Source organism: Streptomyces prunicolor NBRC 13075 (assembly GCF_000367365.1).
GTDB lineage: Bacteria > Actinomycetota > Actinomycetes > Streptomycetales > Streptomycetaceae > Streptomyces > Streptomyces prunicolor.
Map to the genome: position 1 here is coordinate 23426 of NZ_BARF01000102.1, position 25644 is coordinate 49069.

The 25644-nt window shown below is 69.9% G+C and carries 21 protein-coding genes; 20 read left to right on the forward strand and 1 reads right to left on the reverse strand.

Annotated elements, in window-relative coordinates; translation table 11 throughout:
* Positions 1–4: 4 nt before the first annotated feature.
* The 14 genes from SPR02S_RS43030 to SPR02S_RS43095 all read left to right on the forward strand — a co-directional run bounded on the left by SPR02S_RS43030 (position 5) and on the right by SPR02S_RS43095 (position 20033).
* On the forward strand, positions 5–4024 hold the full coding sequence (locus SPR02S_RS43030; protein ID WP_026151387.1) for an Rne/Rng family ribonuclease: 4020 nt from the start codon (positions 5–7) through the stop codon (positions 4022–4024).
* A 230-nt stretch (positions 4025–4254) separates the two neighbouring features.
* Positions 4255–4575, forward strand: coding sequence for a 50S ribosomal protein L21 (gene rplU / locus SPR02S_RS43035; RefSeq protein WP_006374708.1), 321 nt, complete (start codon positions 4255–4257; stop codon positions 4573–4575).
* Between the two features lie 14 nt (positions 4576–4589).
* Positions 4590–4844 carry a 50S ribosomal protein L27 gene (rpmA, locus tag SPR02S_RS43040; RefSeq protein ID WP_019063244.1) on the forward strand — a complete coding sequence of 85 codons (255 nt, stop codon included), beginning with the start codon at positions 4590–4592 and terminating at the stop codon, positions 4842–4844.
* Positions 4845–5029: 185 nt separating this feature from the next.
* Positions 5030–6466, forward strand: coding sequence for a GTPase ObgE (gene obgE / locus SPR02S_RS43045; protein WP_019063245.1), 1437 nt, complete (start codon positions 5030–5032; stop codon positions 6464–6466).
* Between the two features lie 225 nt (positions 6467–6691).
* Positions 6692–8242: an alkaline phosphatase D family protein gene (locus tag SPR02S_RS43050; RefSeq protein ID WP_026151388.1), complete on the forward strand. Its 1551-nt coding sequence runs from the start codon at positions 6692–6694 to the stop codon at positions 8240–8242.
* A 125-nt stretch (positions 8243–8367) separates the two neighbouring features.
* Positions 8368–9531 (forward strand): hypothetical protein, encoded by a 1164-nt coding sequence (locus SPR02S_RS43055; protein ID WP_026151389.1) that lies wholly within the window; start codon positions 8368–8370, stop codon positions 9529–9531.
* A 148-nt stretch (positions 9532–9679) separates the two neighbouring features.
* On the forward strand, positions 9680–11173 hold the full coding sequence (locus SPR02S_RS43060) for a bifunctional cytidylyltransferase/SDR family oxidoreductase (RefSeq protein WP_019063248.1): 1494 nt from the start codon (positions 9680–9682) through the stop codon (positions 11171–11173).
* A gap of 59 nt (positions 11174–11232) precedes the next feature.
* The gene (locus SPR02S_RS43065) at positions 11233–13317 is read left to right on the forward strand and encodes a CDP-glycerol glycerophosphotransferase family protein (protein ID WP_026151390.1); all 2085 of its coding nucleotides are present in this window, start codon (positions 11233–11235) and stop codon (positions 13315–13317) included.
* A gap of 177 nt (positions 13318–13494) precedes the next feature.
* Entirely contained in the window at positions 13495–14685 is a 1191-nt protein-coding gene (locus SPR02S_RS43070; RefSeq protein ID WP_026151391.1) for a glycosyltransferase family 2 protein, read from the forward strand.
* Positions 14686–14951: 266 nt separating this feature from the next.
* The gene (gene proB, locus SPR02S_RS43075; RefSeq protein WP_019063251.1) at positions 14952–16058 is read left to right on the forward strand and encodes a glutamate 5-kinase; all 1107 of its coding nucleotides are present in this window, start codon (positions 14952–14954) and stop codon (positions 16056–16058) included.
* A 235-nt stretch (positions 16059–16293) separates the two neighbouring features.
* A complete protein-coding gene (locus SPR02S_RS43080; RefSeq protein ID WP_019063252.1) occupies positions 16294–16752 on the forward strand; it encodes a DUF8830 family protein in 459 nt (152 codons plus the stop codon).
* A 103-nt stretch (positions 16753–16855) separates the two neighbouring features.
* Positions 16856–18142, forward strand: coding sequence for a glutamate-5-semialdehyde dehydrogenase (locus SPR02S_RS43085; protein WP_019063253.1), 1287 nt, complete (start codon positions 16856–16858; stop codon positions 18140–18142).
* 120 nt (positions 18143–18262) lie between these two features.
* Positions 18263–18844 carry an SCO2584 family spore wall biosynthesis protein gene (locus tag SPR02S_RS43090; RefSeq protein ID WP_019063254.1) on the forward strand — a complete coding sequence of 194 codons (582 nt, stop codon included), beginning with the start codon at positions 18263–18265 and terminating at the stop codon, positions 18842–18844.
* Positions 18845–18944: 100 nt separating this feature from the next.
* Positions 18945–20033, forward strand: coding sequence for an SCO2583 family membrane protein (locus SPR02S_RS43095; protein WP_026151392.1), 1089 nt, complete (start codon positions 18945–18947; stop codon positions 20031–20033).
* 85 nt (positions 20034–20118) lie between these two features.
* Here the strand turns inward: SPR02S_RS43095 and SPR02S_RS43100 are convergent, their stop codons facing one another.
* The gene (locus SPR02S_RS43100; protein ID WP_019063256.1) at positions 20119–21243 is read right to left on the reverse strand and encodes a M48 family metallopeptidase; all 1125 of its coding nucleotides are present in this window, start codon (positions 21241–21243) and stop codon (positions 20119–20121) included.
* A gap of 101 nt (positions 21244–21344) precedes the next feature.
* Here SPR02S_RS43100 and SPR02S_RS64165 point away from each other — a divergent pair, with 101 nt between their 5' ends.
* The 6 genes from SPR02S_RS64165 (at position 21345) to SPR02S_RS43130 (ending at position 25563) form a co-directional block, all read left to right on the forward strand.
* The gene (locus tag SPR02S_RS64165; protein ID WP_019063257.1) at positions 21345–21506 is read left to right on the forward strand and encodes a hypothetical protein; all 162 of its coding nucleotides are present in this window, start codon (positions 21345–21347) and stop codon (positions 21504–21506) included.
* A 131-nt stretch (positions 21507–21637) separates the two neighbouring features.
* The gene (locus tag SPR02S_RS64170; protein WP_019063258.1) at positions 21638–21799 is read left to right on the forward strand and encodes a hypothetical protein; all 162 of its coding nucleotides are present in this window, start codon (positions 21638–21640) and stop codon (positions 21797–21799) included.
* 67 nt (positions 21800–21866) lie between these two features.
* Entirely contained in the window at positions 21867–22556 is a 690-nt protein-coding gene (nadD, locus tag SPR02S_RS43115) for a nicotinate-nucleotide adenylyltransferase (protein ID WP_026151393.1), read from the forward strand.
* A gap of 16 nt (positions 22557–22572) precedes the next feature.
* On the forward strand, positions 22573–24288 hold the full coding sequence (locus SPR02S_RS43120; protein WP_019063260.1) for an LCP family protein: 1716 nt from the start codon (positions 22573–22575) through the stop codon (positions 24286–24288).
* A 169-nt stretch (positions 24289–24457) separates the two neighbouring features.
* Positions 24458–24901 carry a ribosome silencing factor gene (gene rsfS / locus SPR02S_RS43125; protein WP_019063261.1) on the forward strand — a complete coding sequence of 148 codons (444 nt, stop codon included), beginning with the start codon at positions 24458–24460 and terminating at the stop codon, positions 24899–24901.
* On the forward strand, positions 24898–25563 hold the full coding sequence (locus SPR02S_RS43130; protein ID WP_019063262.1) for a histidine phosphatase family protein: 666 nt from the start codon (positions 24898–24900) through the stop codon (positions 25561–25563). The genes rsfS and SPR02S_RS43130 overlap by 4 nt, the downstream gene beginning before the upstream one ends.
* Positions 25564–25644 lie beyond the last annotated feature (81 nt).

Here is a 25644-nt window from a genome sequence, read left to right on the forward strand (position 1 = left end):
CCGCATGCTCGAACCGACCGAACCCGCAGAGGGTTCCGAACTCAACACCCCGAGCGACACGCTGCCGCCGCGCCGTAGGCGCCGCGCCGCGTCTCGACCCGCGGGACCGCCGGCCGCCCCCGAGGGCGCCGTCGAGAACAGCGCTCCGGCCATACCGGCCGAGGTCAGCGAAGCAGAAGAGAAGAGCGGGGCCGACGAGAGCGTCGACGCGCCCGCTGCCGTAGCAACACCTGTGGCGGAAGAGGCCGCGCCCGCCGGGCGTGCGCGTCGGCGTGCCACTCGGCGGGTGTCAGCGCCCGCCGGTGCGCCCGAGGCGAGTGAGGTGCCCGAGGCGGCCGGGATCGTGGTGCTGGCCGTTGCCGCCGCCTCGCCTGCCGCCGTCGAGGAGACCGCGCCGCCCGTGGAGTCCGACGGGGATGCCGCTCCGCCGCGTACCCGCCGTCGCGCCACGCGCCGGGTCACCGCGCCCGAGACCGTCGCCCCGGCTGCCGTGGCCGAGCCGGTGGAGGAGCCCGAGGCCGCGCCCGTCGTCGCCGAGGCGCCCGCCGTCGTAGAACCCGTCGTGGCCGAAGAGGCTGCTGCGCCCGCTGGGCGTACGCGTCGGCGTGCCACCCGGAAGGTGTCCGCACCCGCTGGTGCGCCCGAGGCGAGTGACGTGCCCGAGGCCGCCGAGAGCGTTGCAGTGACCGAAGAAGTGACCGAAGGTTCCGCGGCTGCCGTGTCCGATGAGGATGCCGCGCCGCGCCGGAGCCGTCGTCGCGCCACGCGCCGTGTGTCCGCGCCTGCCGGGACGCCCGTGGGCGAGGAGGCCCCTGTGAACGACGAGACCCCCGCGGACACCGCGGAGACGAACACCGCCGCCGAGGTTCCCGCCGAGGACTCGGGGCCGCGACGTCGGCGCCGGTCCGTGCGGACCGCTGCCGGCGGGTTCTCCGCGCCCGCGCCCAAGAACGGGAACAGTGCCGAGGACGAGGACGGTCCGCGTCGGCCGCGGCGGCCCGCTGTCGCCGTGTTCCAGGCGCCCGTCTTCACCGAGCCGATGTTCCAGACCCCGGAGCGCGCCGCGGCTGCCGCTGCCGCCGAGGCCGTGGAGGACGACGAGGAAGAAGTCGTCGTCGCCGAGCCCGTGGCCGTGGAGGTCGTCGAGGAGGAGACCGGCGGACGTCGTCGGCGTCGTCGCCGGGGTGCCGCCTTCGAGGCCGAGCCCGATGCGCCCGCCGTCGTCGAGGCTGTCGTGGTCGAGGAGGAGCCCGAAGAGGCCGACGAGGCCGAGGACTCCGCCGACGGTGACGAGGCCGAGGAGACCGGTTCGCGCCGCCGCCGTCGCCGTGGTGGCCGGCGTCGTCGCCGTGGCGAGTCCGCCACCGGTGAGGACGAGGGCGAGGACGGCGAGGAGTACGCCGCCGAGCAGGTCGCCCAGGATGCCGAGGACACCGCCGAGCAGGTCGAGGAGGACGCCGAGGAGGCTGACGACGACCAGGGCGGTTCCGGGTCGAGCAGCAGCCGTCGCCGGCGCCGTCGGCGTCGTCGCGCCGGTGACTCGGGCGGCGAGAGCGAGACGCCCGCGTCGACCGACGACCCCGAGCGCACCGTCGTCAAGGTCCGCGAGCCGCGCGCCAAGAAGGACGAGCACCCCAGCGACGAGGTGCAGTCCATCAAGGGCTCGACGCGTCTCGAGGCCAAGAAGCAGCGCCGCCGCGAAGGCCGCGAGCAGGGCCGCCGACGCGTCCCGATCATCACCGAGGCCGAGTTCCTGGCCCGCCGCGAGGCCGTCGAGCGCGTGATGGTCGTCCGGCAGAGCGGTGAGCGCACGCAGATCGGCGTCCTGGAGGACGGCGTGCTCGTCGAGCACTACGTCAACAAGGAGCAGTCGACCTCGTACGTCGGCAACGTCTACCTGGGCAAGGTCCAGAACGTGCTGCCCTCCATGGAGGCCGCGTTCATCGACATCGGCAAGGGACGCAACGCCGTCCTGTACGCCGGTGAGGTCAACTTCGAGGCGCTCGGCATGGCCAACGGGCCGCGCCGCATCGAGTCCGCCCTCAAGTCCGGCCAGTCGGTCCTCGTGCAGGTCACCAAGGACCCGATCGGGCACAAGGGCGCGCGTCTGACCAGCCAGGTCTCCCTTCCGGGGCGCTACCTCGTGTACGTCCCCGAGGGCTCCATGACCGGCATCAGCCGCAAGCTGCCCGACACCGAGCGGGCCCGGCTGAAGACCATCCTCAAGAAGATCGTCCCCGAGGACGCGGGCGTCATCGTGCGCACCGCGGCCGAGGGCGCGAGCGAGGACGAGCTGAGCCGTGACGTCGAGCGGCTGCAGGCGCAATGGGAGGACATCCAGAAGAAGTCGAAGAGCGGCGGCAGTTCGAACGCGCCGACGCTGCTGTACGGCGAGCCGGACATGACCGTCCGCGTCGTGCGCGACATCTTCAACGAGGACTTCACCAAGGTCATCGTCAGCGGTGACGAGGCGTGGGACACCATCCACGGCTACGTCTCGCACGTCGCCCCCGACCTCGCCGACCGGCTCTCCCGGTGGACCTCCGAGGTGGACGTCTTCGCGACGTACCGCATCGACGAGCAGCTGATGAAGGCGCTGGACCGCAAGGTCTGGCTGCCGAGCGGCGGTTCGCTGGTCATCGACAAGACCGAAGCGATGATCGTGATCGACGTCAACACCGGCAAGTTCACCGGTCAGGGCGGCAACCTCGAAGAGACCGTGACCAGGAACAACCTGGAGGCGGCCGAGGAGATCGTGCGCCAGCTGCGGCTGCGCGACCTGGGCGGCATCGTCGTCATCGACTTCATCGACATGGTCCTGGAGTCCAACCGGGACCTGGTCCTGCGGCGGCTCCTGGAGTGCCTGGGCCGCGACCGTACGAAGCACCAGGTCGCCGAGGTCACCTCGCTGGGCCTGGTCCAGATGACCCGCAAGCGCGTCGGACAGGGCCTCCTTGAGTCCTTCTCCGAGACCTGCGTCCACTGCAACGGCCGCGGTGTCATCGTGCACATGGAGCAGCCGACCTCGGTCGGTGGCGGCGGCAAGCGCAAGCGGCGCGGGCGCGGTGGTGACGGGAGTGGGCAGGACGCCCACGACACGCACGACGGTCACGACACGCACGAGCACGACCACGAGTCCGACGAGGTCGAGACCGAGGCGGAGGTGGCGGCCGAGGTCGCCATGCCGGTGCCGTTCACGGAGACCGAGTTCAGGCCCGACGAGGACCTGTACAGCAGCGCCGCCGAGGCGGAGGCCGCGGCCACCCGGGGTGGGCGTTCGCGGCGCCGGACGAGCCGGCGGGCGTCGGCTCCGGCCGGTGCGCCGAGGGCCGAGGCCCGTGAGGCGCGGCAGTCGCGCGAGGTCCGCGAGGAGGCCGAGCCGGCCGCTGTCGCGCAGGCCGCGCCCGTCGCCGTGGAGGACCCGGTCGTCGAGGCTCCGGTCGCTGTCGAAGCGCCTGTGGCCGTCGAGGCTCCGGTGGTCGACGATGCCGCGCCCAAGGGGCGTACGCGCCGTCGTGCGACCCGTAAGGCGACCGCGCCCGCCGGGTCTCCGGCGGGGTCCGAGGAGGCCGCCGTCGTGACGGTCACCGAGGCCGCCGCGCCGGTCGTCGTCGAGACGCCCGCGCCCGTCGAGCAGCCCGAGGTGCCTGCTGAGAGTGCGGCTCCGGCCCGCCCGCGGCGTCGTGCCGTGCGCAAGGCCACCGCACCGACCGCGTCCGAGGAGGCGGCCGTCACGGTCGTACCGTCGGCCGTGGTGGAGGAGGCCCCGGTCGCCGAGGCAGCCGTAGCGGCTGATGTCGAGGGCGAGGCTCCGGCCAAGAAGACGGCCGCTCGTAAGGCGGCCAAGAAGGCCCCGGCGAAGAAGGCGGCTGCCAAGAAGACGGCGGCCACCAAGACCGCGGCCAAGAAGACGGCCGCGAAGAAGACGACGGCCAAGAAGGCCGCCAAGACCACGTCGAAGAAGACCGCGGCGGCGGAGCAGACGAGCCCGTCCTCCGTCACCGCCTCCACCGACGAGGGCTGAACCCCGGGCGGGTGCGGCTGGTCCATGTGACCAGTCGCACTCCCCACCGGGCCCGGTTTGACCCGTTCGGCTGCGGCCCCGTAACCTTGACTGTCGGCGTGTCCACTGGTGACACGCCACATCCCCGTAAACCTCTTCCTCCCGGGCGTGTTCCGTCGGGAGAGGCCGTCTGCTCTGCAGGGCGGCTGGACTGCGGGGGTGCCGTCCCTGAGTTAGAGAGTGAGATCAGCGTGTACGCCATCGTGCGCAGCGGTGGTCGCCAGCACAAGGTTGCTGTCGGCGACATCGTTGAGGTTGACAAGATTTCCACTGCCAAGGTTGGCGACACGGTCGAGCTCTCGACCCTGCTCGTTGTCGACGGCGACGCTGTGACCAGCGACCCGTGGGTACTGGCCGGCATCAAGGTCCAGGCCGAGATCGTGGACCACCACAAGGGCGTCAAGATCGACATCCTTCGGTACAAGAACAAGACCGGTTACCGCCGTCGTCAGGGCCACCGCCAGCAGTACACGGCGATCAAGGTCACTGAGATCCCCGCGGCTGCGAAGTAAGGGACTGAGGAGAGATGGCACACAAGAAGGGCGCATCGTCCACCCGGAACGGTCGCGACTCCAATGCCCAGCGGCTCGGCGTGAAGCGCTTCGGCGGTCAGGTCGTCAACGCTGGTGAGATCCTGGTCCGCCAGCGCGGCACCCACTTCCACCCCGGTTCGGGCGTCGGCCGTGGCGGCGACGACACGCTGTTCGCGCTGAACGCCGGTGCGGTGGAGTTCGGTACGCACCGTGGCCGCAAGGTCGTGAACATCGTTCCGGTCGCCTGAGACATCAGGTAGCTGATTCAGGCAACTGGCATCAGGTGGCTGATTCAGGCAACTGATCGGAAGCTTTCGCGAGGCGGACCTCACTTCCCTTCCGGGAAGCGGGTCCGCCTTTCGCGTGTTTCTACTGGTAGCAGCACGTAGCTGCGCCCCTAAGACTTTCTTGTACGTAACTGGAGGCACATCCCATGACCACCTTCGTGGACCGCGTCGAGCTGCATGTCGCCGCGGGTAACGGAGGCCACGGCTGTGCCTCCGTCCACCGTGAGAAGTTCAAGCCGCTCGGCGGCCCGGACGGCGGCAACGGTGGAAGGGGTGGGGATGTCATCCTCATCGTCGACCAGTCCGTGACCACGCTGCTCGACTACCACCATTCCCCGCACCGCAAGGCCACCAACGGCAAGCCCGGCGAGGGCGGCAACCGCTCCGGCAAGGACGGCACGGACCTGGTCCTGCCGGTCCCGGACGGCACGGTCGTGATGGACGGCGCGGGCAACGTGCTGGCCGACCTGGTCGGCCACGGCACGTCGTACGTCGCCGCGCAGGGCGGCCGGGGCGGCCTCGGCAACGCGGCGCTGTCCTCGGCCCGCCGCAAGGCGCCGGGCTTCGCACTCCTCGGCGTCCCCGGCGACCTCCAGGACATCGTCCTGGAGCTGAAGACGGTCGCCGACGTGGCCCTGGTCGGCTACCCGAGCGCCGGCAAGTCCTCGCTGATCTCCGTGCTGAGCGCGGCGAAGCCGAAGATCGCCGACTACCCGTTCACGACTCTCGTTCCGAACCTCGGCGTGGTGACGGCCGGCGAGACGGTCTACACGATCGCCGACGTCCCCGGCCTCATCCCCGGCGCCAGCCAGGGCAAGGGCCTCGGCCTGGAGTTCCTGCGCCACGTGGAGCGCTGCAGCGTTCTCGTGCACATCCTGGACACGGCGACGCTGGAGTCCGAGCGCGACCCGATCTCCGACCTCGACATGATCGAGGAGGAGCTGAAGCAGTACGGCGGTCTCGACCGGCGCCCGCGCATGGTCGTCCTCAACAAGATCGACGTACCCGACGGCAAGGACCTGGCCGAGATGGTGCGGCCGGACCTGGAATCCCGCGGCTACCGCGTCTTCGAGGTGTCGGCGGTCGCGCACACGGGACTGCGTGAACTCTCCTTCGCGCTCGCGGAGTTGATCGCCGCGTCGCGTGCCGCGAAGCCGCAGGAGGAGGCGACCCGGATCGTCATCCGCCCGAAGGCGGTCGACGACAGCGGCTTCACCGTCGTACAGGAGGAGGACGGCCTCTTCCGCGTGCGCGGCGAGAAGCCCGAACGCTGGGTCCGTCAGACCGACTTCAGCAACGACGAGGCCGTCGGCTACCTCGCCGACCGCCTCAACCGCCTCGGCGTCGAGCAGTCCCTGATGAAGGCGGGCGCCCGCTCCGGCGACGGCGTCGCGATCGGCCCCGAGGACAACGCGGTCGTCTTCGACTGGGAGCCGACGGTGATGGCGGGCGCGGAGATGCTGGGCCGGCGTGGCGAGGACCACCGGCTCGACGAGCCGCGGCCGGCGACGCAGCGGCGTCGGGACAAGCAGGCCGAACGGGACGACGCGACCCAGGAGTTCAACGACTTCAAGCCGTTCTGACAGACCCGCCCGGCGCCTTGCCCGCGCCGGTGCTCGTCCGTTCGGCGTGAAGATCATTCGTCGGCGTGACCAAAGTGGCTGAGACCCGTTGCTCTCGGAGTAACGGGTCTCTTGCTGTGCGCTCATTTGTCATGGACGCGATACTTACTGTTCAACGGGCGGGACTCCGCGCACTGTGAGGCTTCCAAGTGACCCAAGAGGCCAACGTCGCAAGGGAGTTCACCGATGACCGGAGCCGTATCACCCGATCGACGACGTTTTCTCGCGGCCGGTGCGGCGGTGCTGGGGGCCGCCGCCTCCGCCCAGCTCTGGCTGCCGACCTCCGCCCGGGCTGCCGAAACCCCGCTGCCCGACGGGGTGTTCAGCCTCGGTATCGCCTCCGGCGACCCGCTGCCCGACGGCATCGTGCTGTGGACGCGGCTCGCCCCGGACCCGCTGAACGGCGGCGGGATGCCGGACCAGGTGGTCTCCGTGGAGTGGGAAATCGCGGAGGACGAACGCTTCAGAAAGCACGTGCGCCGCGGAATCGCGCCCGCCCGGCCCGAGTACGGGCACAGCGTTCACGTGGATGTACGGGGACTGCGCCCGGGCCGTGACTACTGGTACCGCTTCCGCGTCAGCGGGCAGCTCTCCGCCACCGGACGCACCCGCACCGCGCCCCACGCGAACAGCTCCGGCGGCCGACTGCGCGTCGCGCTCGCCTCCTGCCAGAACTGGCAGAACGGCTACTTCACGCCGTACGCCGACATGCTGTCCCAGGACCCCGACTTCGTGCTCTTCGTCGGCGACTACATCTACGAGTCGGCGCCGTCGAACGCGGGGCCGCGTCGGCACGAGGGGGCGGGGGAGCCGTACAGCCTGGTCCAGTACCGCAACCGGTACGCGCAGTACCGCACCGACCCTGACCTCCTCGCCATGCACGCCAACACCCCCTGGGTCGTGACCTTCGACGACCACGAGGTGGACAACGACTGGGCGGGGGAGATCCCGCAGGACCCCGCCCAGCAGTCGCACGACGCGTTCGTCGCGCGGCTGATCGCGGCCTTCCAGGCGTACTACGAGCACATGCCGGTGCGCGCGAGCGCCGTGCCGAACGGGCCGCACATCCAGATGTACCGGCGGCTCGAATTCGGTCGGCTGATGCGGCTCAACGTCCTGGACACCCGGCAGTTCCGCAGCGACCAGGCGACCACGCAGGCCGGCGCCGAGGACCCGGCGATGACCATGATGGGCGCCGAGCAGAAGGCGTGGCTGCTGAAAGGGCTGCGGCACTCGCCCGCCCGTTGGAACGTCATCGCCTCGCAGATCATGATGGCCGAGACCGACATCCTGCTCGGTGCGGGCAAGCAGTGGTTCTACGACGCCTGGGACGGCTACCAGGTCGAACGCAACGCCCTGCTGGAGGACTTCAAGTCGATCCGCAACCCCGTGGTGCTCAGCGGCGACCGGCACCTCACGATGATCAGCGATCTGAAGGAGGACTTCGCCGATCCGGACTCCGACGTCGTCGGCGCCGAGTTCGTCGGCACGTCCATCTCCAGCAACGGCGACCAGGACCAGGCCGCCTTCCACGCCCAGTGGGACCCGCTGATGGCGGACAACCCGCACTGGAAGGTGATCGACGCCCACCGCGGCTACCACCTGTTCGACATCCGCAAGGACGGCATCGACGCGCAGGTGCGGGTCGTGGACACCGTGCTCAAGCCCACGGCGACGCCGAGCACGTACGCCTCACTCCGGGTGGAGTCGGACGACCCGGGCGTCAGCGTCGTATAGAGGCTGTCGTGGAGAAGTTGTCGTAGCGAGGTTTGTGAACCCTGTGTGGCCGGAGCCTGGGACTCATCTGTGTCCCAGGCTCCTCTCAGGTCAAACTCAGGAACAACTCTTACCGTCCGTTAACCATGGAGACGGATTGTATTAAGGAAGCGCTGCCCGCCGGCACCCGGCTGTTGCACATCGGCCCGCACAAGACCGGGACCACCGCGATCCAGGGCGCGCTGTTCGCCGCGAAGGACACGATGCCCGCGCACGGTGTCGACTTCCCCGCGCACAGCAGGCACCCGATGGAAGCGGCCCTCGCCGCCTGCGCCCGGCCCGCGATGATGGGCGACACCGCGCCCACCGACAAACACTGGACGCGTCTCCTCGACGCGGTGCGGGCCACCGGCGACCGCACCTCGGTGATCAGCAGCGAGTTCTTCGCCGACGCCGAGGACGACGAGACGGTCGCCCGGATCGTGGAGCAGCTCGGCGGCGAGCGCGTGCACATCCTGATCACCCTGCGCCCGCTGGCGCGGATCATGCCCTCGCAGTGGCAGCAGTACGTGCAGAACGGCCTGCGCATGGGCTACGACAACTGGCTGGAGCACATGCTCCGCAAGGCGCCCTACGAGCAGCCCAACCCCAGCTTCTGGCGCCGTCACCGGCACGACCGGCTGGTGGAGCGCTGGACGCGGGCCGTGGGTCCCGAGCGCATGACCGTCGTCGTGGTCGACGACAGCGACCGGGACGGGCTGCTGCGCACCTTCGAGGCGCTGCTCGGACTGCCCGCGAATCTCCTGCGGCCGGTTCCGGACGCGGCGAACCGTTCTCTCACCCTCGCCGAGACCGAAATGCTGCGGAAGCTCAACGTCGAATTCCGCGGCAATGGGCTCCCCGACGAGCTGTATTCCAAGCTCGTGCGCAACGGCGCGGTCATGCATATGAAGAATGCGTGCAGCCCGACTCCGCAGGACGTGAAGATCACCACGCCTCAGTGGGCGATCGAGGCCGCGGGCGCGATCGGCGCCGAGATGGCCGGGACGATCGCCGCCACGGGCGTACGGGTCGTAGGGGACACGTCACTGCTTTCGGCCGTACCGGAGGCTGTGGCCAAGGTGTCCGGGGCGCCGCGGATCGCGCCCGACGTGGCCGCGCAGGCGCTCTACGGGGCGCTCGCGGCGGTCGCGGCGGCGCCCGTGCGGCATACCACGCCGGCGAAGGCGCGGACGGTTCACCAGACCTCGTCGAAGGAACTCGTACGGGTTCTCGGTCACCGTTGCCTGAAGAAGTTGCGGCGCCGCTGAGCGCGTCATCGTTCGGTTACCGGCAGTGCAAGATGAATGACAGGTGTCGCGCACATATGCGGTGGAGGTCACTCGCCTTGCACTGCGGTAACCGCGAGTGGGACCATTTGCGAGTTCCCCATTGTCCCGAGGTAGGTCAAGGTCACCTGTGTCGCACATAGCCAAGCCCCGCACCACCGCAGTGATCCTGGCCGGCGGTACCGGCCAGCGGGTGGGTCTCTCGATCCCCAAGCAGCTGCTGAAGATCGCCGGCAAGGCAGTCATCGAGCACACCTTGACCACCTTCGAGAACGCCGACTCGATCGACGACATCATCGTCCTGATGGCGCCGGGTTACGTCCCGGACATCGAGAAGATCGTCGCCAAGGCCGGCTTCCAGAAGGTCACCCGGATCATCGAGGGCGGTTCGACGCGGAACGAGACCACCGAGCGCGCCATCGCCGCGCTCGGTGAGGGCCTGGCCGAGGGCGAGGACCGCAACGTCCTCTTCCACGACGCCGTGCGCCCCCTGCTCTCGCGGCGCGTGATCGACGACTGCGTGATCGCCCTGGAGCGCTTCCAGGCCGTCGACGTGGCCATCCCGTCCGCCGACACCATCATCGTGACCCGCACGCACGGCGACGACGGCGAGTTCATCACCGAGATCCCCGACCGCTCCCGGCTGCGCCGCGGCCAGACGCCCCAGGCGTTCAAGCTGTCCACGATCCGCCGCGCCTACGAGGTCGCCGCCGGGGACCCCAACTTCCAGGCCACGGACGACTGTTCGGTCGTACTCAAGTACCTGCCGGACGTGCCGATCCACGTCGTCGCGGGCGACGAGTACAACATGAAGGTCACCCAGCCCGTCGACGTCTTCATCGCCGACAAGCTCTTCCAGCTCGCCTCCACGGCCGCGCCCGAGCAGGTCGACGAGGCCGCCTACCGCGAGCTGCTCACCGGCAAGACGCTGGTCGTCTTCGGCGGCTCGTACGGCATCGGCAAGGACATCGCCGAGGTCGCCGAGGGCTACGGCGCCACGGTGTACGCGCTGGGCCGCTCGACCACTGGCACGCACGTCGAGAACCCCGAGGAGGTCGACGACGCGCTGTCCAAGGCGTACGGCGAGACCGGGCGCATCGACTACGTCATCAACACCGCGGGCGTGCTGCGCATCGGCAAGCTGGCCGAGACGGACAACGCGACGATCGAGGAGGCGCTGAAGGTCAACTACCTGGCGCCCGTGCAGATCGCCCGTTCCGCGTACAAGTACCTCGCCGAGACCAAGGGCCAGCTGCTGCTCTACACCTCCAGCAGCTACACGCGCGGCCGCGCCGAGTACAGCCTGTACTCCTCGACCAAGGCCGCGATGGTCAATCTCACGCAGGCCCTGGCGGACGAGTGGGCCGGCGACGGCATCCGCGTGAACTGCATCAACCCGGAGCGCACCGCCACCCCGATGCGCACCAAGGCCTTCGGCCAGGAGCCCACCGGCACGCTGCTCTCCTCCGAGGCCGTGGCCCGTACCTCGCTCGACGTGCTGCTGTCCGAGCTGACCGGCCACGTCATCGATGTCCGCCAGCAGGACCCGACGGCCGGCGCGGCCAAGGCGTCCGGCTTCGAGGCCGCCCTCGCCTCGGTCCTGGACGTCCAGGACGGCGTTTAATTAAGCCTGCTTCTGAGATCCCGGTAAATTACTCGAAACCCCCAAGAGCAGGTTTATCAGTGATTTCCACCGCAATTCGCGTGGCCCGGGTGGGCAGCGCGGCTGAGCTGGCCGCCGCCGCCCTGATGATGCTGGGATACCCGGCCCTCATGCTGGCCGCCCTCATCCCGAGCGTCCCCGCCTTCGCCGCCGCGACCGTCGTGACGTACGTCGCGGACCACTACCTCCACCGCCAGGCCAGCTACCTGATCAACCGCCTCAGCAAGGTCAGAGCGGGCCTCTCCATCCGCTTCCTGATCCGCCAGCTGCTGCTGATCCTGCTGCTGGCCCGCATGGACCTCTCGGACCACCTGATCTTCTACGGCGCGATCGCCTGCTTCATCGCCTTCTACGGCCTCCAGGCCCCGCACGGCGCCGTCGTCACCCTGATCCGCAACCGCCGCCGGATGCCGGTCGCCACCCGCAACGTCGACCTCGGCGCACGCATCAACATCCCGGACGCCCCGCCGTTCGGCCTGCTGGAGCGCTCCGCCGAGAAGATGCTCCACCTCGACCTGTTCGCCGTCGTGGGCCTGCTGATCTCCGCACAGCTGGACTCGGCCGTCGCCGCCTTCATCGGCATCGGCGTCACCCTGTTCCTGGGCACCCTCTACGTCGTCGCGCTGCTGCCGTACATAAGGGGTACGAAGATCCCGCCGACGCCCGAGGTCATTCTCGAAGCCGTCGACGACTGGCTGCACGAGTACAAGCCGCAGACGGTGCTCTGCTTCTCCGGCTCCAAGGACTCGGCGTACCAGGTCAACATGTGGCTGGAGACCATGGAGCAGCTGGACACCCGGCCGCTGGTCCTGCTCCGCGAGCGCGTGATACTGCAGAACCTCGCCCCCACCAAGGCCCCCGTCATCTGCGTGCCCGGCGGTGTGCACCTGATGAACATGGACCTGTCGAGCGTGCGCGTCGCGCTGTACGCGGCGAACGTCGGCAAGAACATCCACCTGCTGCGCGTCCCCACCATGAAGCACGTCTTCATCGGCCACGGCGACAGCGACAAGCTGGCCAGCGTCAACCCCTTCAGCAAGGTCTACGACGAGGTGTGGACCGCCGGCCGCGCGGGCCGCGACCGCTACGCCATCGCCGACGTCGGTGTCCGCGACGACGACATCGTCGAGGTCGGCCGCCCCCAACTCGCCCCGATCCAGACCTGGCAGGGCGTCCCCGAGGGCCGTATCCCCACGGTGCTCTACGCGCCGACCTGGGAGGGCTGGGACAACGACCCCGGCAACACCTCCCTCCTGCTGGCCGGCGAGAACATCGTGAAGAAGCTGCTCAAGGCCGACCCGCCGGTGCGCGTGCTGTACAAGCCGCACCCCTTCACCGGCACGGTCAGCTCCGCGGCCGGTTCCGCGCACCGCAAGGTCACCGCGCTGGTCGAGAAGGCCGCGATCGAGCGCGCGAGCGACCCGCGCTTCCAGGCCGACACGGCTGCCCGGACCAAGGCCAAGGCCGACCTGGCCCGCATCGAGGCCCGGATCAGCGAACTGTCCGGCGGCCCCGCCGACAAGGGCGACGAGGCCGAGCTGACCCGTGACGGCGTGGTCGACCTGGCCAAGTACGAGGAGATCGCCCGGCTGCGCGCCGAGTGGAACGACGCGTACTGGACCTCCGTCGGCACCTTCGAGCACCGCGTCATCTCGGGTGCCGAGCCGCGCCTGTACGACTGCTTCAACGTGTCCGACGCGATGGTCTCCGACATCTCCAGCGTGGTCTCCGACTTCATCGCGAGCGGCAAGCCGTACGCGGTCACCGACTCGGCGAAGCTGGGCGTGGAGGAGTTCAAGCGGCAGAACACGGCGGTGCGCGCGGCCGTGATCCTCTCCAACAAGGCTACGGAACTGGGCGAGTTGCTCGCGGCGGTCCGCACCCCGGACGCCGACCCGATGGCCGAGGACCGCAAGGAACTCAAGGAGTACCTGCTCGGTCCCGACGAGCCCACATCCATCGAGCAGTTCAACACCGCGGTGGAGAACCTCGCGCTCAAGTCCGAGACGCGGAACGTCGGGCAGGAGCGGGCGGCGGCGAGCGGTGACGCGATGAGTCCGCCTTCGGCCGAGGCCCATCTGTCGGCGGACCCCACGGTCGGCTGACCCGCGCGAGTCAGAACTTGGTCAAGAAGAGCCCGGTTTTTGGGGAGTGATCCTCGAAAACCGGGCTCTTTTGCGTATCCCCTGCTGATGGAGCACAACCGATCCACAGGGTCGGCCGTCTTCCAGATGGCGCTTCAGCAGATGCGGGGGGAACACTCCATGGACGAAGGGGGACGCGTGACCGTGACGGAGCCCGATGTGACCGTGGTCGTCGGGGCGTACGAGGCGATGCCGTACCTGGTCGAGTGCCTGCGCTCGGTCGAGGCGCAGACGCTGGACCCGGCCCGCATCGAGGTCATCGCCGTGGACGACGGTTCGACGGACGGCACGGGGGAGTACCTGGAGGAGTTCGCGGCCCGCGCCGCGACCCACGTCACCGTGCTCCACCAGGCGAACTCCGGCGGCCCCAGCTCCCCGCGCAACGTCGGCCTCGGCAAGGCGAGCGGGCGCTACGTCTTCTTCCTGGACGCCGACGACCGGCTCGCCCCGGAGGCGCTGGAGCGCATGGTCGCGATGGCCGACCGCAACGGCACGGACGTGGTGCTCGGCAAGGTCGAGGGCATCAACCGCGTCCCGCCCAAGGCGGCGTGGGTCCAGACACTGGAGCGCACCGACGTCTTCCACTCCAACATCAAGTTCACGCTGAGCGCCCAGAAGCTGTTCCGGCGGGCGCTGTTGGAGCGGCACAGCATGCGGTTCGACGAGTCGCTGTTCACCGGCGAGGACGCGCTGTTCACGATGGAGGCGTATCTCCGGGCCGACGGGGTCTCCGTCATCGCCGACCACACCTGCTACTACCTGGTCGGCCGAGACGACGGCAAACACGTGACGAAGAGCGGGAGTTACACCCTGCGCTTCGACTCCGCGCGCGCGTTGATGAACCTCATCGCGGAGATGGTCCCGCCGGGGGTGGAGCGGGACAAGCTGATGGTCCGCCCCTTCCTGGTCACCCTGCTCCCGCAGTTCGGCCCGAAGTACGTGGGGGACAGCGAGCGGGTACGGCGCCACAAGTTCGAGCTGGCCAAGCCGCTGATGGACGCGCACTGGACGCCCGAGGTGGCCGTACGCCTCAAGGTCGACGAGCGGCTGCGACTGCAGTTGGTGGCGGAGGAGCGCCCTGAACTCCTGCTGGAGGTGGCCGAGTTCGTCAAGTCGAAGAAGCGCCCCGATGCGGTGGTGGAGAAGCGGGGGCGGCGGGTGTACTTGGCGTATCCGCACTTCCGCACTGGGGAGGCGGGGCTGCCTGACTCCATCTACCTGGCCGAACCTCGCGAGGCTCGTGAGGTGGAGGGCTACCGGGAAGGGGCGGCGAGCGTGTTCCTGCGGCGGGTGACGCGGAAGGCGCGACGGGTGCTGAGAGCCGCTTGAGTTCACAGTGCGGCCCGGTGGGGGCTGGTCGCGCAGTTCCCCGCGCCCCTTAAAAGCGCAGGCCGGCCGGTGTCTTTTAGGGGCGCGGGGCTGTGTCGATATGCGGCTCCGCCGCGTGGGCGCGACCAGCCACGACGCACTCGCACCCGGAACTCAACCCTCCTGTCCGAGACCTGGACCAACGTGCACAGGGCAACCCGGTTCGCGTAGATTGCCAGCCTGACCTACCCGAGGGGAACGCGCACGTGGCAGGGGCAAGGCAGGCCGTGACCGAGGCCCGCAGGATCGTCGTCAAGGTGGGTTCCTCCTCACTGACCACCGCGGCCGGCGGCCTCGACGCCGACCGCGTCGACGCACTCGTCGACGTCCTCGCCAAGAGCCGCAGCGGGGGAGAGAAAGAGGTTGTCCTCGTCTCCTCCGGTGCCATCGCCGCCGGCCTCGCCCCGCTCGGACTCCGCCGCCGCCCCAAGGACCTCGCCCGGCAGCAGGCCGCCGCCAGTGTGGGCCAGGGACTCCTGGTCGCCCGCTACACCGCCTCCTTCGCCCGGTACAGCATCCGCGTCGGACAGGTCCTGCTCACCTCCGACGACATGAGCCGCCGCTCCCACCACCGCAACGCCTCCCGCACCCTCGACAAACTCCTCGCCATGGGTGCCCTCCCGATCGTCAACGAGAACGACACCGTCGCCACGGACGAGATCCGCTTCGGCGACAACGACCGGCTCGCCGCCCTCGTCGCCCACCTCGTCCACGCCGACCTGTTGGTCCTCCTCTCCGACATCGACGGCGTCTACGACGGCGACCCCAGCAAGCCGGGCACCTCGCGGATAGCGGAAGTCCGGGGACCGCAGGACCTCGCGCACGTCGAGATCGGCAGCGCGGGCAAGGCCGGCGTCGGCACCGGCGGCATGGTCACCAAGGTCGAGGCCGCGCGGATCGCCGCCGCCGCGGGCATCCCCGTCGTACTGACCAGCGCGGTGCACGCCACCGACGCGCTGAGCGGCGGCGACACGGGGACGTACTTCCACGCCACCGGGAAGCGGTCCGCCGACCGGCTGCTCTGGCTGCAGCACGCGTCCACGCCCCAGGGCTCGTTGACCCTCGACGACGGTGCCGTACGCGCGGTCGTACAGCGCCGCATGTCACTGCTGCCGGCCGGAATCGCCGCCGTCGAGGGCGAGTTCAGCGCGGGCGACCCCGTCGAACTCCGGGACAGTGAAGGGCACGCGGTCGCCCGGGGTCTCGTCAACTTCGACGCCAAGGAGATCCCCCAGCTGCTCGGCCGCTCCACCAGGGAACTGGCGCGGGAGCTGGGACCGTCGTACGAGAGGGAAGTCGTGCACAGGGACGACCTGGTGATCCTGCACCCGTAGGACACCTGGTGGTCCTGCAGCCGTAGAACGACCGAACGTCCGCCTCCTTCGGGGGCGCTTCCGGGCCCTCCGGGTCGAAAAGGGCGGGAACGCCCGTCCCCGGCGACAGCCGTGAGGTGGACCTTCCGTAAAAGCGCCACGCGGACGCCTTCGGCCTGCTCAACTTTGTCCCAGGGACAAATTCCGCGCGAGCACTGCAGCTCGCCCCTTGCGTAAGGAGGCCGTCGTGAGACGAGTGCGCCCTGGGGCGGCGGCGTCCCGCGGTGGTGCCACCTCCCGCGCGCCCGGCGAGGAGCGCACGCTGACGAGCGTCGCGGCCGGCGCCCGGTACGAGGGCGAGGAACCCAAGGACCTGCCCCGGCTGTGGCATGTCACCCTCAGCGTCTCCGGCGGCGAGGCCCCGCTGAAGGAGGTGCGGCGCGGTCTGGAACAGCTCGCCCACGACCACCCCTTTCTGCTGACCAGCCGCTACGCCAACGACCACGCGGAGATCCGCTACTGGGAAGAGGCCCGCGACCTGCACGACGCCGCCGCCGTCGCGCTGCGCCTGTGGGGCGAGCACCGCCAGACCGCCAAGCTGCCGCCGTGGGAGATCGTCGGCCTGGAGGTCATCGACCGCGAGACCTACCACCAGCGCATCTCCGAGGGCTACGGCCCGCTGCCCGCGACCCCGGTGGGCGTACACCCGTTCTAAGACCCGCAGGGTCTTTTTTGAGCCGTCCTCGGCGCCTTCCGCGCTTGTCTCGCGCTTTGGGATAGCCGGTGGACGCCCCCGCAGGGCGCACTACCCTTCCCTCATGACCACGCTCTCGCCGTACGACTCCCTGTCCCCGGTCACGCAGGCCGCGTACCGCGCCAAGTCCGCCGCCGCCGACCTCGCGCCGCTGCCGCGCGCCGAGAAGGACGACGCGCTGCTCGCCATCGCGGACGCGCTGGAGGTCCGTACGAGCGAGATCGTCGAGGCCAACGCCAGGGACATCGCCAAGGCCCGCGCCGCCGGCACCAGCGAGACGGTCATCGACCGGCTGACGCTCACGCCCGAGCGCGTACGGGCCATCGCCTCGGACGTACGGGACGTCGTCGCGCTGCCCGACCCGGTCGGCGAGGTCGTCCGCGGCTCGACCCTCCCGAACGGCATCGACCTGCGCCAGGTCCGCGTCCCCCTCGGCGTCGTCGGCATCATCTACGAGGCCCGCCCGAACGTCACCGTGGACGCCGCCGCGTTGTGCCTCAAGTCCGGCAACGCGGTCCTCCTGCGCGGCTCCGCCTCCGCCTACGAGTCCAACACCGCCCTCGTGCGCGTCATCCGCGACGCCGTCGGCGGCGCCGGACTGCCCGCCGACGCCGTGCAGTTGGTGCCCGGCGAGAACCGCGAGAGCGTCCGCGAACTGATGCGCGCCCGGGGTCTCGTCGACGTGCTGATCCCCCGCGGCGGCGCCTCCCTGATCCAGACCGTCGTCAGCGAGTCGACCGTCCCCGTGATCGAGACCGGCGTCGGCAACTGCCACGTCTACGTCGACGCCGACGCCGACCTCGACATGGCGATCGACATCCTGATCAACTCCAAGGCCCAGCGGCCCAGCGTCTGCAACGCCGCCGAGACCCTCCTCGTCCACCAGGACATCGCCCCCGAGTTCCTGCCGCGCGCCCTGGACGCCCTCGCCGAGGCCGGCGTCACCGTGCACGCCGACGAGCGCGTGCTCGCCTACGCCAAGGACTCCGAGGCCACGGTCGTCGAGGCCACCCCGGAGGACTGGGACACCGAGTACCTCTCCTACGACATCGCCGCCGCCGTCGTCGACTCGCTCGACAAGGCCGTCCAGCACATCCGGCTGTGGAGCTCCGGCCACACCGAGGCGATCGTCACCAGCTCCCAGCAGGCCGCCCGCCGCTTCACCCAGCTGGTCGACTCCACCACCGTCGCCGTCAACGCCTCCACGCGCTTCACGGACGGCAGCCAGTTCGGCTTCGGCGCGGAGATCGGCATCTCCACCCAGAAGCTGCACGCACGGGGCCCGATGGGCCTGCCGGAGCTGACGAGCACCAAGTACATCGTCACGGGCGACGGGCACATCCGCCGCTGAGGCCCCGCCGTTCGGCATATGCGGTGGGCATAACGCCTCGTCGGGGGAGAGACGTCTCACACAACGGATGAATTTCCCTACCGCCTGCCCAAATTGACCCCCCAGGTCTACTCTGGAGAGGTGCCGGAGGACGTGGGGGGCAGGCCGTTTCCTGACGGCTGGGAGCCCGACGACGACCACGACCGCGGAATGTCGGACGAAGAGTTCGCATCCGTGGTCTTTGACGAGGCCTTCATACGGGCGGCCGTAGTACACGAGCCGACCGCGGTCGAGCGCCTCCTTGCCGCCGCGCAGGCGAGAGCGGAGGCCTCCGAGGCCGAATCCCGCCGCGCCCAGTACGGCAGACGCGCACGGGGCGACGACGACCCCTTCGAGGACGCCTACGGCCGTGAATTCGGCCATGATCCGGAACTCGACGACCTGGACGACGCCGATCTCGTCGAGGGCCGCTACGGCGCCCCGGGCACCTACGGCAGGCAGGTCCGCTGGCACCGCCCCGTCGCCTGGCTGCTCGCCCTCGTGATGGGCATCGGCATGGTCGCCCTGGCTTTCTCGGCGGTCTACCGCGGCGCGTCCTCGGGCGGCCGGGACCGCGTCCCGCCCCCGGCCTCCACCGGCGTGGAGCAGGCGACGGCGGCGGCACCCTCCGCTTCCGCCGACAACTCCCAGCCACCGCTGTCCGCGGTCCCGCGCACGCCCTGAGCGAGCCACGACCCGCCGGACAGGCCCTGGGTGAGAACCTGTCAGAACTTGTCGTGTAGCAGGGCGTTTACCTGAGGCTCCAGAGACCTACTCTGAAAGTATGGGCGGTCCAGGAGACCCACCCGAGGGGATGCCCGAGGGCGCTCCCGGTGGTGGTGAGGACGAGTACCGATCCGTCGTCTTCGACGAGTCGTTCGTCCGCGCTGCCCGGCTCCAGGAGTTCTCCGCGCAGGAGCGCATGGCCGACCACGCCCCCGCCGTCCGCCGCCGCCCGGCCCTGCGCCGCGGTCTCTCCCGCCAGGCCCTGATCCTGGTCATGCTGATCGCCGTCGCCTTCGGCACCGCGATCTACATGGGCGTACGGCACCCCTACACGACCCCCACGGCCCAGCAGCCCGCCGAGCCGCTGCGGATGACCGTCATCCCGCTGTCCCCCCAGGGCAAGGTGCCGGGGGCGGCCGACGCCGAGGACCTCTACGCGCACAGCCCCGCCGCGCAGTTCAGCGTCGGCGCCGAGGGCCTACCGCTGCCGGCCGCGCGGCGCACCTCGCACTTCTCGGACAGCCAGGTCATCGCCGCCCTCAGCACCGCCAAGGACTACATCGTGGAGTCCTCGCTCTACCCGGCCGTCCTCACCGGCGGACAGATCCGCCCCGCGCGCGTCCTCGTCGACCCGGACCAGCTCGACCAGTTCGACCAGAGCTTCGAGCACCCGACCGCCGACGGCCGCCACGAGCCCACCGGATGGCTGGTTCGCTTCGACCCCTCCCGCGTCCAGCTGGCCGACAGCAAGATCCGCGTCCAGGGCACCCTGCAAGCCACCGAGATCGACTCGTCCACCCTGGAAGTCACCGCCGACGGAACCTTCGTCTACGCCCTACGGTCCACCGGTTCGGCGGCCTCGGTCGGCTCCGGCGGCCAGGCCCAGGTGTCCCTGTTCACCGTCCGCCGCGAACTGCACTTCCGCTTCGACCGCGACGACCTGCGCATGCACCAGGCCCAGCTCGTCGTCTCCTACGTCCAGGCCGGGCCGCTGTCCTGCGCCGAGGACTCCGTGACCCATCTGCGCCCCCTGCTCGCCGGCCAGACCGCCAAGGCGGGCGGCCCGGCCGGCACGGACCCGTACGCGACGGGCAGCGCGACGGCACTGTGCGGCTCACTGGCGACGAGCGCGCAGCCGAAGGTGTGAGTTTCCTGAATTTCCACGCCGGGGGCCGTGCACGGTAGTGGCCGTGCACGGCCCCCGTAGCGTGATGGATGAGCGAGGTCGGTCCTCAGTCGCGCGGCGGGGTGTCGTCCGTCGGCGGCTGCTCCGTGCCGTTGGCCGAGTCCGACGGCGGTCCGTCCTGCGGGGTCGAGCTCGCGAAGCCGCCGAAGCCGCGCCGCACCCGGCCGCCGAGGTCGCCCGCGCCGCCGGCGAAGTCGCTGACCAGCTTCATCAGCGGGTCCTTGGAGTTCTTGACGTTGCTCGCGTAGCTCGCCGCCGACTCGCGGAACGAGTCCGAGACCGAGGTGTCCTTGTCCTCGCTGCGCCGCGGGTAGTGCCCGTCCATGATCCGCTGGTACTCGCGGGACGCGGCCCACTTCTTCAGCTCGGCCGCCCGCACGGTGGTGAACGGGTGGGAGCGGGGCAGCACGTTCAGGATCTTCAGCACCGAGTCGCGCAGGTCACCGCCCGACTCGAACTCCTCGGCCTGCTTGAGGAAGGCGTCCACGTTCATCTCGTGCAGGTGGTTGCCGCCCGCGATCTTCATCAGGCCGCGCATTGAGGCCCGCAGGTCCTGGCCGACCAGCAGACCCGCGCGGTCGGCGGACAGCTCCGACTTGCGGAACCACTCGCGCAGCGCCGTCACGATCGCCAGGATCGCGAGGTTGCCCAGCGGGATCCAGGCGACCTTCAGGGCCAGGTTGGTCAGGAACAGCAGGATCGTGCGGTACACGGAGTGGCCGGACAGCGCGTGGCCCACCTCGTGGCCGACGACCGCCCGCATCTCCTCCTCGTCGAGCAGCTCGACCAGGCCGGTGGTGACGACGATGATCGGCTCGTCCAGCCCGATGCACATCGCGTTGGGCTGCGGGTCCTGGGTGACGTACATCGGTGGGACCTTCTCCAGGTCCAGGATGTAACAGGCGTCCCGCAGCATGTCGTTGAGGTGCGCGAACTGCTGGTCCGACACGCGCACCGAGTCGGACAGGAACAGCAGCCGCAGACTGCGCTCGGGCAGCAGCCCGCTGAGCGCCTTGAACACCGTGTCGAACCCGGTCAGCTTGCGCAGCGCCACCAGGGCGGAGCGGTCGGCCGGGTGCTCGTACGCACGCGAGGAGATCCCCGGGAAGCGCCTGCGCTGCCTGCTCGGCACGTTCTCGTGCGCGTTCTGCTCGTGGCCGTCTTCGGACATGTGGTCCCCCATGTGCGTGTGAGTGCCCTGAGTGCCCCCGAAGCAGAGCCCAGCCTAGGCGGAGATACCGTTGACGGGCAGTACAGCGAAGGAGTCAACGCATGGAGCCCCATTCCGCAGCCGCCTGGCTCGCAGAGGCCGCGAACGCCGCCCCCCGGCAAGGATCGGGGGACCTGCTCAAGGTCGTACTGATCGTCATGTTCCTCGGCTGCATCCTGACCGCGTGGTTCCTGCTGCGCGGGTACAAACAGAAGGACGACTGAGACGCCCGTCGAGTTCCCTGCCGACGCCCATGTCGCGTTCCCAATGGCGGAGTCGGCGTGATCGCCGCCGGGGCGCCCGCTTACCATGGGCCGACGTCTTTATCCCGCCCACCGGATAGGTTCTGCTGAAGATGAGCTTCCACGGCACTGCTGCCCAGTTGGTCACTCTTGCCGCCGAGGGGGAGGGCGGGGGCAACCACGAGAGCCTCCAGCCGATCATCACTGGTGGCGGCGCGTTCCTCCTCCTCATGCTCCTGCTGTGGATCACCACCCGCTTCAACCGGGACCGCTAGGGTCTGTCCCTTCTGTCCGCCGGACGGGTCTCGGGGCCTTCACACCGGGCCGGTAGGGTCTGCACGCATGGGAGAGCAGGACATGCCTACCGGTCCGGCGAACGACACGACGCGCGGCACGGAGATCCGAATGGCGAACGGCCCGCGCAACAACGGCCCGTCGAACCCCGGCAAGCGCCGTCTCGGCGTCATGGGCGGAACGTTCGACCCGATCCACCACGGGCACCTCGTGGCGGCCAGTGAGGTCGCCGCGCAGTTCCACCTGGACGAGGTGATCTTCGTCCCGACCGGTCAGCCGTGGCAGAAGACCGACCGCAAGGTCGCGCTGGCCGAGGACCGCTACCTGATGACGGTCATCGCGACCGCCGAGAACCCCCAGTTCTCGGTGAGCCGTATCGACATCGACCGCGGCGGCCCCACCTACACCACGGACACCCTGCGCGACCTGCGGGCGCTCAACCCGGACGCGGACCTCTTCTTCATCACAGGCGCCGACGCCCTCGGCGCGATCCTTACCTGGCGGGACGCGGAGGAGCTGTTCTCCCTCGCGCACTTCATCGGGGTCACCCGCCCCGGCCACACGCTGACCGACCCGGGCCTCCCGGAGGGCGGCGTCTCGCTGATCGAGGTTCCCGCGCTGGCCATCTCCTCAACAGACTGCCGTGCGAGAGTCGCGAAGGGAGACCCCGTCTGGTACCTGGTGCCCGACGGAGTCGTGCGCTATATCGACAAGCGTGAGCTGTACCGCGGCGAGTGAGCCGAGAGGGGCACCGGTGAACGACCGATACGACGCCGGGTACGGCGGCGACCAGTACGAACTCGTCGGCTACGACGAGTACAACCAGCCTGTCTACCGGCAGGTCCCGGCCCAGCAGACCCAACAGCCCCCGCAGCAGCAGCCGTACGACCCGTACGGGCAGCAGCAACAGGGCTACGCCTACGACCCGTACGCGACCGGCACCCAGCAGCAGCCGCCCCAGTACGACACGGGCACCCAGCAGCCCTACGACACCGGCCAACAGGCGCCCCAGTCCGGCTACGACCCGTACGCCACCGGGACGACGACGGCCTACGACCCCTACGGGCAGACCGCGAGCAGCGGACAGCAGCCCCGGGTCGCCGAGCAGACCGCCTACATCCCGCAACAGGCCGGGCCGGCCGAGGACACGGAAGCCGAAGCCCCGAAGACCCCGGAGACGGGTGAACGGGACTACCGCACCGAGCAGTTCGCCTTCGTGGAGGAGCCGACCGACGACTCCGAGGACGTCATCGACTGGCTGAACTTCACCGAGAACCGCACCGAGCGCCGCGAGGAGGCCAAGCGCCGTGCCCGCGGCCGTATGGTCGCCCTCGTCGTGGTCCTCGCGCTGGTCGCGTCCGGCGGTGTCGGCTACCTCTGGTACGCCGGGAAGCTCCCCGGAGTGTCCTCGTCCGCCTCGAAGACGGGCACCACCACGGCCGCGGGTGCCCAGAACCGCGACGTGATCGTCGTCCACCTGCACAACACCTCGAAGGGCGGCACCTCCTCGGTGCTGCTCGTCGACAACACCACCCTGAAGCAGGGCACCACCGTGCTGCTGCCCAATTCCCTGGCCCTCACGGACGACGACGGCAACACGACGACGCTGGCCAAGTCGGTCGACGACGACGGCACCTCCGGGACCGTCGACCAGCTCAACACCGTCCTCGGCACCGACATCGAGGGCACCTGGCGCCTCGACACCCCCTACCTGCAGAACCTGGTCGACCTCGTCGGCAACATCGACCTCGACACCAACGCCGACGTGCCCGACCCGGCCGCGACGAAGAAGAACGCCGCGCCCCTCGTCCACAAGGGCAAGGACCAGACCCTCAGCGGCAAGATGGCCGTCGCCTACGCCACCTACCGCGCCTCCGGTGAGGCCCAGAACGCCCAGCTGGAGCGATTCGGCCAGGTCATGCAGGGCGTGCTGCGCCAGCTGACCTCCGACCCGACGGCGGCGACCACCACCGTGCAGACCCTGGCCCAGATCCTGGATCCGCCGCTCACCGACAAGGACCTCGGCACCTTCCTCGCCAAGCTCGCCGACCTCGCCAAGAGCGGCGACTACAAGACCGCCCTGCTGCCCGTCCAGAACGACGGCACCCTGACCGCGCAGGCCTCCGCCAGCGTCGTCAAGGACATCCTGGGCGGCACCGCGAAGAGCCCCGACGAGGGTTCGGCGGTCCGGGTCGCCGTCCAGAACGCCACCGGCGTCAAGGACGACACCGAGAAGGCCCGCGTCGTCCTCCTCAACGGCGGCTTCACCTTCCTGGAGGCCGGCACGCCGTCCGGAACCTCGGCCACGTCCAAGATCACGTACTCCGACGCGGCCGACAAGGAGAACGCCACCGAGGTCGCCAAGACCCTGGGCCTGCCCACCAGTACCGTGATCAAGGGCACAGTCTCGGCGAACGCGGACGTCTCGGTGATCCTGGGCACCGACTACAAGCCGTCGTCGTCCTCGTGACGCCGTAGCCGTGCCGTCGTAGCGGTGTGGTCGTGACGGAGAGCATGCCCCGGAGGCCGGAGCCGGTGTCCCTACCGGCCTCCGGGGCATGATCCGTTATTCACGTGGGGGGCCGTCCGCGGTCCGTGAGACCCTTGAGGTCTGTTGACCGCCGACCGAAAGCCGCGTAGTGACCGCCACTGACCGCTCCATCGAGCTCATCTCCGCCGCCGCCCAGGCGGCCGCCGACAAGCTCGCGCACGACATCATCGCCTACGACGTCAGCGATGTGCTGTCGATCACGGACGCCTTCCTGCTGGCCTCCGCTCCCAACGACCGTCAGGTCAAGTCGATCGTCGACGAGATCGAGGAGCGGCTGAGCAAGGAGCTCGGCGCCAAGCCGGTGCGCCGCGAGGGCGACCGTGACGCCCGCTGGATCCTGCTCGACTACGTCGACATCGTCGTCCACGTCCAGCACAGCGAGGAGCGCGTCTTCTACGCCCTGGAGCGGCTGTGGAAGGACTGCCCCGAGCTGGACCTCCCCGTCGAGGCGAAGGCCACCCGCGGCAAGGCTGCCGAGCATGCCAAGCTGCAGGCCGAGGAGGACGCCTCCGAGTTCGGGGAGGTGCGGTGAGCGCCGGGGCCGACGGCCGCAAGGCGGGCCGGGGCCGCCGCGTCATCCTGTGGCGGCACGGGCAGACCGCGTGGAACGTGGAGCGCCGCTTCCAGGGCACCACGGACGTCGAGCTCACCGAGACCGGCATCGGACAGGCCCGCCGGGCCGCCCGGCTGCTGGCCTCCCTCAAGCCGGACGCGATCGTCGCCTCCGACCTGAAGCGGGCGGCGAACACGGCCGCCGAGCTGGCCGCCCTCACCGACCTCGACGTCACGCACGACGAGGGCCTGCGGGAGACCTACGCGGGCGTCTGGCAGGGGCTGACGCACCGGGAGATCATCGCCCGCCACGGCGAGGAGTACGCCGCGTGGAAGCGCGGGGAGCCGGTGCGCCGCGGCGGCGGCGAGCTGGAGAGCGAGGTCGCCGACCGGGCCGCTCCCGTCGTGCTGCGGCACGCCGAGAAGCTGCCCGAGGACGGCACCCTCGTGGTGGTCAGCCACGGCGGCACGATCCGCACCACCATCGGACGTCTCCTCGGTCTGGAGTCCCAGCACTGGGAGAGTCTCGGCGGCCTCTCCAACTGCTGCTGGTCCGTGCTCGGCGAGGGCGCCCGCGGCTGGCGCCTGCTGGAACACAACGCCGGCACGCTCCCGGAACCGGTGCTCGGCGACGACGACTGAGCGGCCCTCCAGGGCCCCGACCCCGGATTTCACTTTCCGGCAGGTCGCAGGCTAAAGTTCTTCTTGTTCGCCCCGCCGAGC